This window comes from Aromatoleum toluolicum, assembly GCF_012911005.2.
In the GTDB taxonomy this organism is placed as follows: Bacteria; Pseudomonadota; Gammaproteobacteria; order Burkholderiales; family Rhodocyclaceae; genus Aromatoleum; species Aromatoleum toluolicum.
Window position 1 is genome coordinate 1 of sequence record NZ_WTVS01000022.1, and the last position, 13,078, is coordinate 13,078.

The following is a 13,078-nucleotide window of genomic DNA, read 5'->3' on the forward strand; positions in this document are numbered from 1 at the left end:
CATTGGAAATCATGGCCGTGCCGGAGGCAGGTCTCGCGGGAATGCAGTGTCTTTATAATACACCACGATGATTTCGCGCTTCTTTTGCCCCCTTCCGCTGCCGGCTGCCGGCGAGATCCAGCTGCCCGAGGCGCTGGCCCATCATGCTGCGCGCGTGCTGCGGCTGCGCGACGGCGATCCTGTCGTCCTGTTCGACGGCACGGGCGGCGAGATGCCGGCCGTACTGCGGCTGCGCGGCAAGCAGTGCTTTGCCGAGCTGCAGGCGCGGCGCGCGGTCGAGCGCGAGTCGCCGCTGCGGCTGGTGCTGGTGCAGGCGCTGGCGAGCGGCGACAAGATGGACTGGATCGTGCAGAAGGCGGTCGAGCTCGGTGTTGCTGCTGTCGTGCCGGTGCAGGCGGAGCGTTCCGTGCTGCGGCTTGCCGGCGAGCGTGCGGCCAAGCGCGTCGAGCACTGGCAGCAGGTCGCCGTGTCGGCGTGCGAGCAGAGCGGACGCAACCGCGTACCGGTCGTCGCACCGATCGCCGGGCTGCGCGACTACCTTGCCCGCCCGTGCGAGGGCGTGCGCCTGATCCTCGATCCGGCGGCCACGCAGCGCCTGCTCGACGCCGGGCGCCCGGCGGGCGAAGTGCACCTGCTGATTGGCCCGGAAGGGGGTTGGTCCGACGACGAGCTCGCGGCCTGCCGCAGCGCGGGTTGCGCCGGCATGGGGCTGGGGCCGCGCGTGCTGCGCACCGAGACCGCGGGGCTGGCCGCAGTTGCCGCACTGCAGGCCGTGTGGGGCGATTTTTGAGGAGGCGGGGCGATGTTCGAATCGGCTGAACTGGGCCACAAGATCGACAAGGACGAATACGACGCGGCCGAACCGGAGTTGCGCGCGCAGCTGCTCGATGCGCAGTTCGACCTCCTCGAAGCGAAGTCCTTTGCCGTCGTCGTGCTGATCAACGGCATCGACGGCGCCGGCAAGGGCGAGACGGTGAATCTCCTCAACGAATGGATGGACCCGCGCCACATCCAGACGCTGGCCTTCGATTCGCCGACCACCGACGAGGCCGAGCGTCCCTTCATGTGGCGCTTCTGGCGCGCGCTGCCGCCACGCGGGCGCATCGGGATCCTGTTCGGCAACTGGTATACGGACCCGATGCGCGAGCGCGTCGAGAAGATCTCGAAGAAGGCCGACCTCGACCAGCGTCTTGACGAGATCAACCGCTTCGAGGCGATGCTGGTGCGCGAGGGAGTGCTGCTCCTGAAGCTGTGGTTCCACCTGTCGAAGGACGGGCAGCGCAAGCGCCTCAAGGCGCTGGAAAAGGATCCGCGCACGCGCTGGCGGGTCACCGAGCAGGACTGGCACTTCTGCGAGCGTTACGACCGCTATCGCGAAGTGGCGGAACACTCGCTGCGGCATACCAGTACCGGTGATGCGCCGTGGATGATCGTGGACGGCTCCGATCCGTGCTATCGCGAGCTCTTTGTTGCGCGTGCGCTGCTCGATGCCTTGCGCAAGCGGCTCGATGCCGGCGCGCGTCATTGGGTGGCGCGCCAGACGGCCCCTCCGCTGCCGCCAGCGCCCGATTCGCGCAACCTGCTCAACAGCCTCGCGCTGCGGCAGCCGCTGGACAAGAAGGAGTACCAGGAGCTCCTCGAGCGCTACCAGGGGCGGCTCGCGCTGCTCACGCGCGACGAGGCCTTCCGCGGCCGCTCGCTCGCGCTTGTGTTCGAGGGCGCGGATGCCGCGGGCAAGGGCGGCGCGATCCGCCGCGTCACCGCCGCGCTCGACGCGCGCCAGTACAACGTCGTGCCGGTGGCCGCGCCGACCGAGGAGGAGCGCGCCCAGCCTTACCTGTGGCGCTTCTGGCGCCATCTGCCGCGACAGGGCCGGGTCGCGATCTTCGATCGCTCGTGGTACGGCCGTGTCCTCGTCGAGCGCGTCGAGGGCTTCTGCTCGGAGGCCGACTGGATGCGCGCGTACTCGGAGATCAACGACTTCGAGGACCAGCTGGCGGGTGCCGGGGCGGTGGTCGTCAAGTTCTGGCTGCAGATCGGCAAGGACGAGCAGCTGGAACGTTTTCGCGCGCGCGAAGCGGAAGCACACAAGCGTTTCAAGATCACCGCCGAGGACTGGCGCAACCGCGAACGCTGGGACGACTACGGTCGCGCCGTGTGCGACATGGTCGACCGTACGAGTACCGAGACCTCGCCGTGGACCCTGGTCGAGGCGGACAACAAGCTGTTTGCCCGCATCAAGGTGCTGCGCACGCTGTGCGAGCGGCTCGAATCCGCACTGCAACGCTGACGCACGGGGCCGGGCACCGATGTCCCGATCCCGTGCGGTAGTCACGCCGCGATGCGCCCTGTATTCCGCTAGAATGGACCGGGCACGCGTGCCCTGCGCCGCACCCGGCGAGGTTCCAGATTTCCTGATGGTGACGATTTGAGCGGCAACTCCAATCCTGGCTCCAACCCCAATCCGAATCCCGTGGCATCCGATATCGCGGCGTCGACCGAGCAGTTCGTGGCCTGGGTGCGCGGGGCCGCGCCCTACATCCATGCCTTTCGCGGGCGCACCTTCGTTCTCGCCTTCGGCGGGGAAGTCGCCGCCGGCGCGCGCGCCCAGAGTCTCGCCTACGACTGCAACCTGCTGGCCGCGCTGGGCATCCGCCTCGTGCTCGTGCATGGTGCCCGGCCGCAGATCGAAGCCGAGCTCGCGCGCCGCGGACTGGAGCCGCGTTACCACAACGGGCTGCGCGTCACCGACGCCGATGCGCTCGAATGCGTGAAGGCCGCGATGGCGGTGACGCGCATCGAAGTCGAAGCGCTGCTGTCGCAGGGGCTGCCGAACACGCCGATGGCGGGCAGCTACATGCGCGTGACGGGCGGCAACTTCATCACGGCCCGCCCGGTCGGCGTCGTCGACGGCGTCGATTACCAATACACGGGCGCCGTGCGCAAGATCATCGCCGAGGAGATCAACGCCGACCTCGACCAGCAGAACGTCGTGCTGATCTCGCCGATGGGCGTGTCGCCGGCGGGCGAGATCTTCAACCTCAGCATGGAGGAGGTCGCCGAGGCGGTCGCCGTCGCGCTGAAGGCGGAGAAGCTCATCTACCTGTGCGACGCTCCGGGCCTGCTGGATGCGGACCAGCGCCTGATCGATTCGGTGACCGCCGACGAGGCCGAGCGCATGTTCAACGCCGGCGAAGGGCTCACCGAGGATCTCGACCTCTACCTGCCGTGCGCGATCCGTGCGGTGCGCCGCGGCGTGGCGCGCGTGCACCTCATCGACCACGACAAGGACGGCGGCCTGCTGCTGGAGTTCTTCACGCACGCCGGGGTGGGCACCGTCGTGTCGCGCGACCCGCTGTTCCGCCTGCGCGACGCGAGTTTCGAGGATGTCGCCGCGCTGGTCGCGCTGATCTCGCCGATGGAGGCGGACGGTACGCTGGTGCGGCGTGGGCGCGAACTGCTGGAGCAGGAGATCGACCGCTTCTCGGTCGTCGAGCACGACGGCGTGCTGGTCGGTTGTGCGGCGCTGTACCCGTTTTCCGACGAGCGGGCCGCGGAGCTCGCCTGCCTTGCCGTCACGCCCGAGTACCGTCGCGCGGGTCTCGGCGACCAGCTGCTGCGCCGCATCGAGCAGCGCGCGCGCAATCAGCGCCTCGAGCGCCTGTTCGTGCTCACGACGCGTACCGCGCACTGGTTCCGCGAGCGCGGTTTCAGCGAGATCGGCCCCGAGGCGCTGCCGCAGAAGAAGCGCGACTTGTACAACTACCAGCGCCGCTCGAAAGTGTTCGTGAAGACGCTATGACCGACGCGCGCGCAGTGTCCGGTCGATGGCGCGCGTGCGGCATGCGTGCGGAGGCCGCGTGAGCGGAAAGGAAGCGCCTTCTCAGGCTGCGCCGGCCCTTTCCGGCGTGGCGGGGGCGCTCCTTGCGGGCCTTGGCGCGCTGGCAGGTGCGCACTTCGGCGTCGCCGGCGAGTGGGGCCTGCTGGCCCTCGTGCTCATTGCGGCCGGGGGGCTGGGTGCCGCGGCCGTGCTGATATACGTCAACGCGGCGGCTCGCCGGCAGACAGGCGACGACGCGGCGATCGCGTCGCGCCTCGACGCGCTCGACGTCGTCGTCCATCTTTCCCCCGGCGCCATGGCGGGCGTGCCGGCCACCGATCATGCGAAGCGGCTGGATGCGGTCGCGGTCGGCGTGTCCCGCCTGCGCGAAATCGCCGAAGGGGTGCATGGCGTCGAAGCCCTGTTCGACATGCGCGGGCGCCTGACCTGGATCAGCCCGTCGATCGAACGGCTGACGGGCTGGAGTCCCGCAGCCTGCCTCGAAGCGCCCGATGCGCTCGCCCTGCTGGTGCACGAATCCGACCGCCGCTATTGCCAGCGCATGGCGCAACGCGTCGCCGAGGGTAGTCCCGGCGAGGATTTCGAGATGCGCCTGTTGCGCGAGGACGGCCACATCTGCTGGGTCGCGTGCCACTGGCGGCCGCTCGGCCGGGAGGGAGGGCAGCCGGCCGGCCTCCGGATGTCGGCCGAGGACATCCAGGCGCGCAAGGAAGCCGAATACAAGCTTCTCGAAACCGTTACCGAGCTGCGGCGTGCCCAGGCGCTGCGCGAGCGCTACCTGGCGCGCTCGAACGACGAGCGTCAGCGACTGTCCGCGCTGCTGAACGTCATCCGTCTGGGCATCCTGTTCATGGACCGCGACCACCGCGTGCTCTATTACAACCGCGCGATGCTCGACATCTGGGGCTTCCCGCCCGACGAGAACCTCATCGGCATGCGTGACGTGGTGCTGCAGAGCCGCGTCGCCGACTTGATCGAACAGCCCGAGGCCTACTTCGAGCACATCGACGCGGTGCTGCGCACCTATGTCGTCAGCGAGCCCCACGAAGTGAATTTCAAGGACGGCCGCATCGTCACAGACATCGCCGCGCTGGTCGAGGCCGTGCAGGGGCGCCGCGGCATCGGGCGCCTGTGGATCTACGAGGATGTCACAGAGCAGCGCCGCACCGCGCAGCGTCTGGTCGAACTGGCCGAACACGATCCGCTGACCGGCCTCTACAACCGCCGGCGCTTCCACGAGGAGCTCGACCGGCAGCTTGCCGAAGCCTCGCGCCATGACGGCCAGGTCGGGCTCGTCGCGATCGACCTCGACGACTTCAAGCCGATCAACGACGAGTTCGGCCACCAGGCCGGCGACGAGGTGCTGGTCACGCTGGCGGAGAAGGTCGGCGACGTCATCCGCCGCAACGAGATGTTCTGCCGCCTGGGCGGGGACGAGTTTGGCGTGGTGGCGCCCGACGCAGGCGAAGGCGAACTGTGCGAGCTGGCGCGCCGTATCATCGAAGTGATCGAGGCGCTGCGTTTCGAGTTCGGCGGGCGCACCGTCGGCATCACCGCGAGCCTCGGCATCGCGATCTACCCGCGCCACGCGCCGTCGGCGGAACAGTTGATCGCGGCGGCCGATCAGGCCATGTACCGCTCGAAGAGCAGCGGTCGCGACCAATGGACCATGGCCGGGAGCTGTGCGGGGGAATCCGCTAGAATGAGCCCCACTGAATCCGATGAACCCGATTGCAGAAGAGAGGACTGAACGATGGCCCGTATGGTCAATTGCATCAAGCTTGGTCGCGAGGCGGAGGGGCTGGACCTGCCCCCGGTTCCCGGTGCGCTCGGCAAGCGCATCTTCGACAACGTCTCGAAGGAAGCCTGGCAGCAGTGGGTCAAGTACCAGACCATGCTGATCAATGAAAACCGCCTGAACCTGATGGATGCGCGCGCGCGCAAGTACCTGTCGGAGCAGATGGAGAAGCATTTCTTCGAAGGCGGCGCCGACCAGGTCGGCGGCTACGTCCCGCCGGCGCAGTGAGATCCCGCCGCGCAACGCGGCGTGACTGAATGAAAAGGGATGGCCGCGGCCATCCCTTTTTGCTTGAACCGCCGCCGCAGGGCGGCGCGACGGCCGTCAGTTGGAGCCGGAAGCGCGTTCCAGCGCCTCGACTCCTTCGTGGCGCACGTCGCGGCCCTTGACCATGTACACGACGTACTCGGAGAGGTTCTTGGTGTGGTCGCCGATGCGCTCGATCGACTTGGCGATGAACAGTACGTCCAGCGAACGCGTGATCACGCGGGGATCTTCCATCATGTAGGTGATCAGCTGGCGCATGATGCCCTTGAAGATCGCATCGACCTCCTTGTCGCGCCGCACGATGTCGGGCGACGCGGTCGGGTCCATGCGGGCGAAGGCATCGAGTGCGCCGTGCAGCATCTCGACGACCATCGACGATACGTGGCGCAGCTCGACCTTGGGGACGAAGGCGGCGTCCGAGTCGACGATCTGGCGGCCGGCCTTGGCGATCTTCTTGGCCTCGTCGCCGATGCGTTCGAGGTCGGTGATCATCTGGATCATCGTCATGACCATGCGCAGGTCGCCGGCGGCGGGGGCATGGCGCGCGATGACGTGGATGCAGGCGTCGTCGAGCGCGACTTCCTCGTCGTTGACCTTGCGGTCGTCCGCGATGACCTGCTCCAGCAGTTCCTGATTGCCCGTCCCGAGCCCTTCGATCGCACGCGTCAGCTGCTGCGCCACCAGACCGCCCATTTCCAGCAGGCGCTTGCGGATCGCTTCCAGCTCGTTATCAAACTGCGTGTAGGTGTGCTTGCTCATTTTCATGTTCCGGTCCCGAGAGAGCGCGAGGCTAGCAGGCGAATGTGACGGAAATATTGCACCGATGGTTGCGGCTCAGGAGCTCGCGGCGACGCGCCGCTCGACGCCTGTCGGCGTGGCCATCAGCAGCAGGTCGGCGCCGCGCAGCGCAAACAGGCCGTTGGTCACGACGCCGGTGATCTGGTTGATCTCCGTTTCCAGGGCTTGCGGCTGCGGAATGCGCAGGCCGTGCACGTCCAGGATCAGGTTGCCGTTGTCGGTCACGAAGCCCTCGCGCAGCACGGGGCGTCCGCCGATCCGGGCGAGGCGGCGCTCGACGTAGGCGCGCGCCATCGGGATCACCTCCACGGGCAACGGGAAGGCCCCCAGGCAGCTCACGAGCTTCGACTGGTCGCAGATGCACACGAAACGTTCGGCAACCGCGGCGACGATCTTCTCGCGCGTCAGCGCGCCGCCGCCGCCCTTGATCATCGCGAAGCCGCCGTCGATCTCGTCCGCCCCGTCCACGTAGAGTTGCAGCTCGGTCACGTCGTTGAGGTCGATCAGCGGAATGCCGTAGCCCTCGAGGCGGCGTGCGCTCGCTTCCGAGCTCGATACGGCGCCGGCGATGCGCCCGCGCATGTCCGCGAGGCCGTCGATGAAGTGATTGACCGTCGAGCCCGTGCCGACGCCGACGATCATGCCGTCCTCGACGTAGTCCAGCGCCGCGCGCGCTGCGGCCTTCTTCAGTTCATCCTGATTCATTGCATCATCCTGTTGGTATGTCTTACACGAGGCCGTCGAAGATCTGTACCTGCACGGTCTCGCCGGCGAGGACGTCGCCACGCTCTTCCGGCAGCACGATGAAGCAGTTCGCTTCCGACATCGAACGCAGCACGCCCGAACCCTGGGCGCCGGCGAGCCGCACCGTCTGGCGGCCGTCGACGAGGGCCAGGCGGCCGCGCATGAATTCGCGTCGTCCGGGCTGCTTGCGGATGGTTTCCGCGCACACCACGTCGAACAACGCCGGCTCGGGTAGCGGCGAGACGCCGGACAGGGCTTGCAGGGCGTCCTGGACGAATTGGTAGAAGGTCACCAGCACCGCGACCGGATTGCCGGGCAGGCCGAACAGCCACGCATCGCCGACGCGTCCGAAGGCCATCGGTCGTCCGGGCTTGATGTCGATCTTCCAGAACGCGACCTCGCCGAGGCGATTCACGAGTTCGCGGATGAAGTCCGCTTCGCCGACCGACACGCCGCCGCTCGTCAGGATCACGTCGGCGTTGGCCGAAGCGTCGCGGAAGGCCGTTTCCAGCGCCTGCGGGTCGTCGCGCACGACGCCCATGTCGATGAGATCGCAACCCAGGCGCGAGAGCGCACCGAAGAGCGTGTAGCGGTTGCTGTCGTACACCTCGCCGGGGGCGAGCGGCTTGCCGATCGACGCGAGCTCGTCGCCCGTCGAGAAGAAGGCCACGCGCAGGCGGCGGCGCACGGCGACCTCGGCGATACCGAGCGAGGCGATGAGGCCCAGTTCGGCCGGTCCGCAGCGCTTGCCCGCGGGCAGGGCGACGCCACCCAATGCCAGATCCTCGCCTGCGCGGCGCAGGTTCTGCCCGGCGCGCTGTCCCGCGGGGACATGCACCTTGCCCTCAGCGGCACGCGTCACCTCCTGCACGACGATCGAGTCGGCGCCTTCCGGAATCGGCGCCCCGGTCATGATGCGGACGGCCTGTCCGGCGCCGACGATGCCGGAGAACGGCTTGCCGGCGAATGCGGTGCCGACGATGGTGAGGGTGCTCTCGCCCTGGGGCGCGAGGTCGGCGTGGCGCACCGCATAGCCATCCATCGCCGAGTTGTCGTGGGCCGGTACGTTGCACGGTGCAATCACGTCTTCGGCGAGCACACGCCCGAGGGCGCTGCGGACATTGACGCGCTCCCATCCGCCGACCGGCGTCAGCCGTTCGAGAATGGCCTGCCTCGCGGCGGCGGCGGAGTAGTTGGTCGAGCGGGCGGAGGTCGGGCTCACGGGGTTCTGTGCCATGGTCTTGGTTCCTGGATGCGGCGTTCGCTCGGTCTTGCGAAAGGCGCATTATCGTCCGATCTTGCGTGCCGTGCGACGGGCGGGCGCAAGGCGGCGCATGCCGGCGGTGCCGGAAAAAGAAAAGGGGTGGCGATGCCACCCCTTTCACCCCTTTCGAGACCGCTGCGGCGCAGGACGATCAGCGCAGGCCGGCGGCGTAGTCGGCGACCGCCTTCATTTCCGGATCGGTCATCTTCAGCGCGATGGTCTGCATCATCTGTGCCGGGTCGTTCTTGCGCACGCCGTCGCGGAAGGCCTTCAGCTGGGCCTCGGTGTAGTCGGCATACTGGCCGGCGATGCGCGGGAACTGGGCCGGCAGGCCGGCGCCGGCCGGGCCGTGGCAGCCGGCACAGGCGGGAACGCCCTTGGTCGGGAGGCCTGCACGCCAGATGTTCTGGCCGAGCTTGGCGAGGTCCGGGTTCTTGGCCGAATCGGGTTGCAGCGTTTGCGACGAGAAGTGGATGGCGAGTGCCTTCATGTCCGCTTCCTCGAGCGCCGCCACCATGCCACCCATGATCGGGTTTTCGCGCTCCGCGGGCTTGCCGTTCCAGCCCTTGAAGTTCTTCAGCTGCTTGAAGAGGTAGTCGGAATGCTGGCCAGCCAGTTTCGGGTTGACCGGAATCGGGCTGTTGCCGTCGGCACCGTGGCACCCGACGCAGAGGGTTTCTGCGGTCTGTTTCGCCTTGGCGAGGTCGGGGGCCGCCTGGTCCTGGGCATGAACGCCGCCCGTAACCAGCAGCAGCGAGAGCAGCAGGGAACGCTTGATCATGGTGTCCTCAGAAAGCCGTGAGTGGATATCGCAAACGCGGTATTCTATAACACTTGGCCGGATTTGCGCGATGCAATGTGGGCTGTCCGGCATAACCATCCGCGTTTTCCCCCTCCCTTCCGATGTCCCTCTTCCGCAACGCAAAATTCGAGATTTCCATTGCAAAACCGGGTGATCTTCCGGTTCCGGACGGCCCCGAGATCGCTTTTGCCGGCCGCTCGAACGCCGGCAAGTCGAGTGCCATCAATACGATTGCCGACCATACGCGTCTCGCATATGTGTCGAAGACGCCCGGGCGCACGCAGCTGATCAATTTCTTCCGCCTTGATTGCGGGGCGGTGCTGGTCGACCTTCCCGGCTACGGCTACGCGAAGGTGCCCGAGGCGATCCGCCGACAGTGGGTGAGCCTGCTGGAGAACTACCTGCGCCAGCGCGAGAGTCTCGTCGGGCTCGTGCTGATCATGGATTCGCGCCATCCGCTGACGCCGCTGGACCGCCAGATGATTGACTGGTTCCTGCCGAGCGGGCGACCGATCCACGTGCTGCTGACGAAGGCCGACAAGCTCACGCGCAACGAGGCGGCGGCCACGCTGGCGGCGGTGCGCCGCGAACTGGCGCCGCTGGGAGCGCAGATCACGGCGCAGCTGTTCTCGAGCCTGAAGAAGGTCGGGACGGAAGAGGTCGAGCACACCGTGGCGGGCTGGCTGAACCTGCCGACGGAAGCGCTGCCTGCGATTCCTGCGACGGCGCGCCTGGGTGGTGCCGGAAAATAAAAGACCCCGGGCCAAAGGGGATAAAGCCCGGGGTCAAACGCCTTAACGGGATTAAGGCACCCGCTCAGGGAGGTGAAGCGGGGGACGGCTCGTCACCATCCGAACGTTCAGAGTAAATGCACTTTGAAGAAGTTCCCACTCGAATTCGTTACCTTATATTTCATGTCGATTAACTGAACTGGAGCTGGATCGAGCATGCGTCCTACCGGAACCTTTCCTGCGACCCGCATGCGGCGGATGCGCCGCGACGAATTTTCCCGCCGCCTGATGCGCGAATCGCGCCTGTCGGCCGACGACCTGATCTACCCCGTGTTCGTGCTCGAGGGCAACAACGTCACCCAGGCCGTGCCGTCGATGCCGGGCGTGACGCGGGTGTCGCTCGACAACCTGCTGCGGGTTGCCGAAGAGGCGGTGTCGCTGGGCGTTCCCGCGCTGGCCCTGTTCCCGGTGATCGAGGCCGCCGGCAAGACCGACGGCGCCGAAGAGGCATGGAACCCGGACGGTCTGGTGCCGCGCGTCGTGCAGGCGCTGAAGGCGCGCTTCCCGGAGCTCGGCGTGATCACCGACGTCGCGCTCGATCCCTACACCAGCCACGGACAGGACGGCCTGATCGACGCGGACGACCCGCGCGGCTACGTGCTCAACGACGAGACGCTCGAGGCGCTCGCGAAACAGGCGCTGTGCCATGCGCAGGCGGGGGCCGACGTGGTCGCGCCGTCCGACATGATGGACGGGCGCATCGCGCGCATCCGCGCCGAGCTCGACAGCGACAATCGCATCTACACGCGCATCCTCGCGTATTCGGCGAAGTACGCGTCGAGCTTCTACGGCCCCTTCCGCGACGCGGTGGGTTCGGCCGGCAATCTCGGCAAGGGCAACAAGTACACCTACCAGATGGACCCGGCGAACACCGACGAGGCAATCCGCGAGGTCGCGCTCGACATCGCCGAAGGCGCCGACATGTTCATGGTCAAGCCCGGTATGCCTTATCTCGACATCGTGCGTCGCGTGAAGACCGAGCTGCAGGTGCCGACCTACGCCTATCAGGTGAGTGGCGAGTACGCGATGCTGAAGGCGGCGATCGCCAATGGCTGGCTGGCCGAAGAGGCATGCGTGATGGAGGCGCTGCTGTCGTTCAAGCGCGCCGGTGCCGACGGCATCCTGACCTACTTCGCGCTCGATGCCGCGCGCTGGCTGAAGGCCGCCGGCTGAGGCGGCGGGGGTGCGGCCCCGGGATCGCTACCGGGGCAGGAGGCGGCCGGCCGCGCGACGCAGATCGAGGATCGATGCGATCCTGACGTCGACGTAGGCCGGCCTTTTCATGCCGCGGCCGACCAGCACCGTCTTCATGCCCAGCCGGCGGGCGGTGCGCAGGTTGTCGGCCGAATCCTCGACCAGGATGCAGCGCTGCGGCGGCAGCCGCAGATCGTGCAGCAGGTGGCGGAAGGCGCGTGCCTGTGGTTTCGGGTGGAAGCGCATCTGCTCGATACCATAGACCGCGGCGAAATGACGGCGGAGCCCCATCGCGTCGAGCACGGCCCCGGCATAGCGCTGCGGTCCGTTCGAGAACACGATCTTGCGCCCGGGTAGGCGGCGCAGCAGCGCGCCGAGTGCGCGGTCGAAGACCATCATCGCGTGCAGCCGTTCGAAGCGGTGTGTCTCGGCGAGGAAATGGTGCGGATCGACGCCGTGATGGCGCATGAGGCCGGTCAGCGTCGCGCCGTAGCGCCGCCAGTAGCGCAACCGCAGGGCGTTGGCGTCCTCGTCGCTCAGCGCGAGGTGCCGCGCGAGGTAGGCCGTCATGCTGACGTTGATGTGCGGGAAGATGTGCGCGCTGGCGTTGTGCAGCGTGTTATCCAGGTCGAAGAGCCACACCGGGCCTGCGCACGGTTTGCTCACGTCGATCTCAGCCCTTGCCGGGGCGTGGCTGGAAACGGACGATGGCGCGGCCGTCCTCGGTCGTCTTGGGCTGGGCTTTCCAGGCGTGGCCCTGCACGACCTCGAAGGTCGCAGGCAGGCGCCCATCCCGGCGCAGCGCCTCGAGAGTCTGTCGGGCGGCCTCCCAGCCGCCTTTCCCCGACAGGCCGCGCGGGCGCGCGACGCTCGCATTGGTGCAGCCCGACAGTCGCAGGTCGCGCAGCAGTTCGTCGAGGTCCGCGTAGGTCAGCGTCAGCACTTCCATGTCCATGACGGGGTCGGAAAACCCGGCCTGTACCAGGGCGTCGCCCAGGTCGTGCATGTCGATGAAGCGGTGCACGCGCTCGCCCTGCGTGGCGGGCAGTGCGGCGCGCAGCTCGCGCAGCGTGTCCGGGCCCAGCGTCGAGAACATCAGCATGCCATCCACTTCCAGCACGCGATGCACTTCGCGCAGCGCCGGAAGCGGGTCGGCGAGCCAGTTGAGCATCAGGTTGGACCACACCAGCGACATGCTGGCGCGCGCAAAGGGCAGGGCGGCGGCGTCGGCACACGCGAGCGCGGGTCCCTGGGGTTTTCCCAGCGCGCGCAGGCGGTCGAGCAGGCCGCGCGCGCCGCGCGCGCGGGCGAGCATCGGCAGCGCGAAGTCCGCGCCGACACGTTGCGCCGCAGGGAAGCGGCGGCCGAGCCCGTCGAGGTCGGTCCCGGTCCCGCAACCGAGGTCGAGGATGCGCTTCGGTTCGATGCGGATGTAGTCGAGCCGCTCGTCCATGCGCCGCGCGACCTCGCGCGCGAGCATGGCGACCTCGTCGCAGCTTGCCGCCGCGCGTCCGAAGCGCCGGATCAGGAGTTTGCGGTCGAGCGCGAAGTCGGCGTCGCCGGCCATCCCGTGCGAACC

General features: G+C 67.8%; 13 protein-coding genes. 7 read left to right on the forward strand and 6 right to left on the reverse strand.

What is annotated here, in order from left to right; genetic code table 11:
- Positions 1-67 precede the first annotated feature (67 nt).
- The 5 genes from GPA27_RS11830 to GPA27_RS11850 all read left to right on the forward strand — a co-directional run bounded on the left by GPA27_RS11830 (position 68) and on the right by GPA27_RS11850 (position 5,867).
- Positions 68-790: a 16S rRNA (uracil(1498)-N(3))-methyltransferase gene (locus GPA27_RS11830; RefSeq protein ID WP_169140660.1), complete on the forward strand. Its 723-nt coding sequence runs from the start codon at positions 68-70 to the stop codon at positions 788-790.
- 12 nt (positions 791-802) lie between these two features.
- On the forward strand, positions 803-2,290 hold the full coding sequence (gene pap, locus GPA27_RS11835) for a polyphosphate:AMP phosphotransferase (RefSeq protein ID WP_169140662.1): 1,488 nt from the start codon (positions 803-805) through the stop codon (positions 2,288-2,290).
- Positions 2,291-2,473: 183 nt separating this feature from the next.
- On the forward strand, positions 2,474-3,802 hold the full coding sequence (gene argA / locus GPA27_RS11840) for an amino-acid N-acetyltransferase (RefSeq protein WP_373322753.1): 1,329 nt from the start codon (positions 2,474-2,476) through the stop codon (positions 3,800-3,802).
- Between the two features lie 58 nt (positions 3,803-3,860).
- Positions 3,861-5,591 (forward strand): sensor domain-containing diguanylate cyclase, encoded by a 1,731-nt coding sequence (locus GPA27_RS11845; protein WP_256222909.1) that lies wholly within the window; start codon positions 3,861-3,863, stop codon positions 5,589-5,591.
- Positions 5,592-5,594: 3 nt separating this feature from the next.
- Positions 5,595-5,867, forward strand: coding sequence for an oxidative damage protection protein (locus tag GPA27_RS11850; RefSeq protein WP_076601453.1), 273 nt, complete (start codon positions 5,595-5,597; stop codon positions 5,865-5,867).
- A 96-nt stretch (positions 5,868-5,963) separates the two neighbouring features.
- Here GPA27_RS11850 and phoU read toward each other — a convergent pair whose 3' ends face one another.
- From phoU to GPA27_RS11870, 4 genes are all read right to left on the reverse strand, one after another.
- Positions 5,964-6,665 (reverse strand): phosphate signaling complex protein PhoU, encoded by a 702-nt coding sequence (gene phoU / locus GPA27_RS11855; protein ID WP_169140664.1) that lies wholly within the window; start codon positions 6,663-6,665, stop codon positions 5,964-5,966.
- Positions 6,666-6,740: 75 nt separating this feature from the next.
- Complete coding sequence (rpiA, locus tag GPA27_RS11860; protein WP_169140666.1) at positions 6,741-7,409, reverse strand: ribose-5-phosphate isomerase RpiA; 669 nt, start codon at positions 7,407-7,409, stop codon at positions 6,741-6,743.
- A 22-nt stretch (positions 7,410-7,431) separates the two neighbouring features.
- Positions 7,432-8,685 carry a molybdopterin molybdotransferase MoeA gene (moeA, locus tag GPA27_RS11865; RefSeq protein WP_169140668.1) on the reverse strand — a complete coding sequence of 418 codons (1,254 nt, stop codon included), beginning with the start codon at positions 8,683-8,685 and terminating at the stop codon, positions 7,432-7,434.
- Between the two features lie 178 nt (positions 8,686-8,863).
- Positions 8,864-9,493 carry a c-type cytochrome gene (locus tag GPA27_RS11870; protein ID WP_169140670.1) on the reverse strand — a complete coding sequence of 210 codons (630 nt, stop codon included), beginning with the start codon at positions 9,491-9,493 and terminating at the stop codon, positions 8,864-8,866.
- A 122-nt stretch (positions 9,494-9,615) separates the two neighbouring features.
- Here GPA27_RS11870 and yihA point away from each other — a divergent pair, with 122 nt between their 5' ends.
- Positions 9,616-10,266 carry a ribosome biogenesis GTP-binding protein YihA/YsxC gene (yihA, locus tag GPA27_RS11875; RefSeq protein WP_169140672.1) on the forward strand — a complete coding sequence of 217 codons (651 nt, stop codon included), beginning with the start codon at positions 9,616-9,618 and terminating at the stop codon, positions 10,264-10,266.
- A 195-nt stretch (positions 10,267-10,461) separates the two neighbouring features.
- Complete coding sequence (gene hemB / locus GPA27_RS11880) at positions 10,462-11,478, forward strand: porphobilinogen synthase (protein ID WP_169140674.1); 1,017 nt, start codon at positions 10,462-10,464, stop codon at positions 11,476-11,478.
- A gap of 27 nt (positions 11,479-11,505) precedes the next feature.
- Here the strand turns inward: hemB and GPA27_RS11885 are convergent, their stop codons facing one another.
- Positions 11,506-12,165 (reverse strand): pyrimidine 5'-nucleotidase, encoded by a 660-nt coding sequence (locus tag GPA27_RS11885; protein WP_169140676.1) that lies wholly within the window; start codon positions 12,163-12,165, stop codon positions 11,506-11,508.
- Positions 12,166-12,172: 7 nt separating this feature from the next.
- Positions 12,173-13,066 carry a methyltransferase domain-containing protein gene (locus tag GPA27_RS11890; protein WP_169140678.1) on the reverse strand — a complete coding sequence of 298 codons (894 nt, stop codon included), beginning with the start codon at positions 13,064-13,066 and terminating at the stop codon, positions 12,173-12,175.
- Between the last annotated feature and the right edge of the window lie 12 nt (positions 13,067-13,078).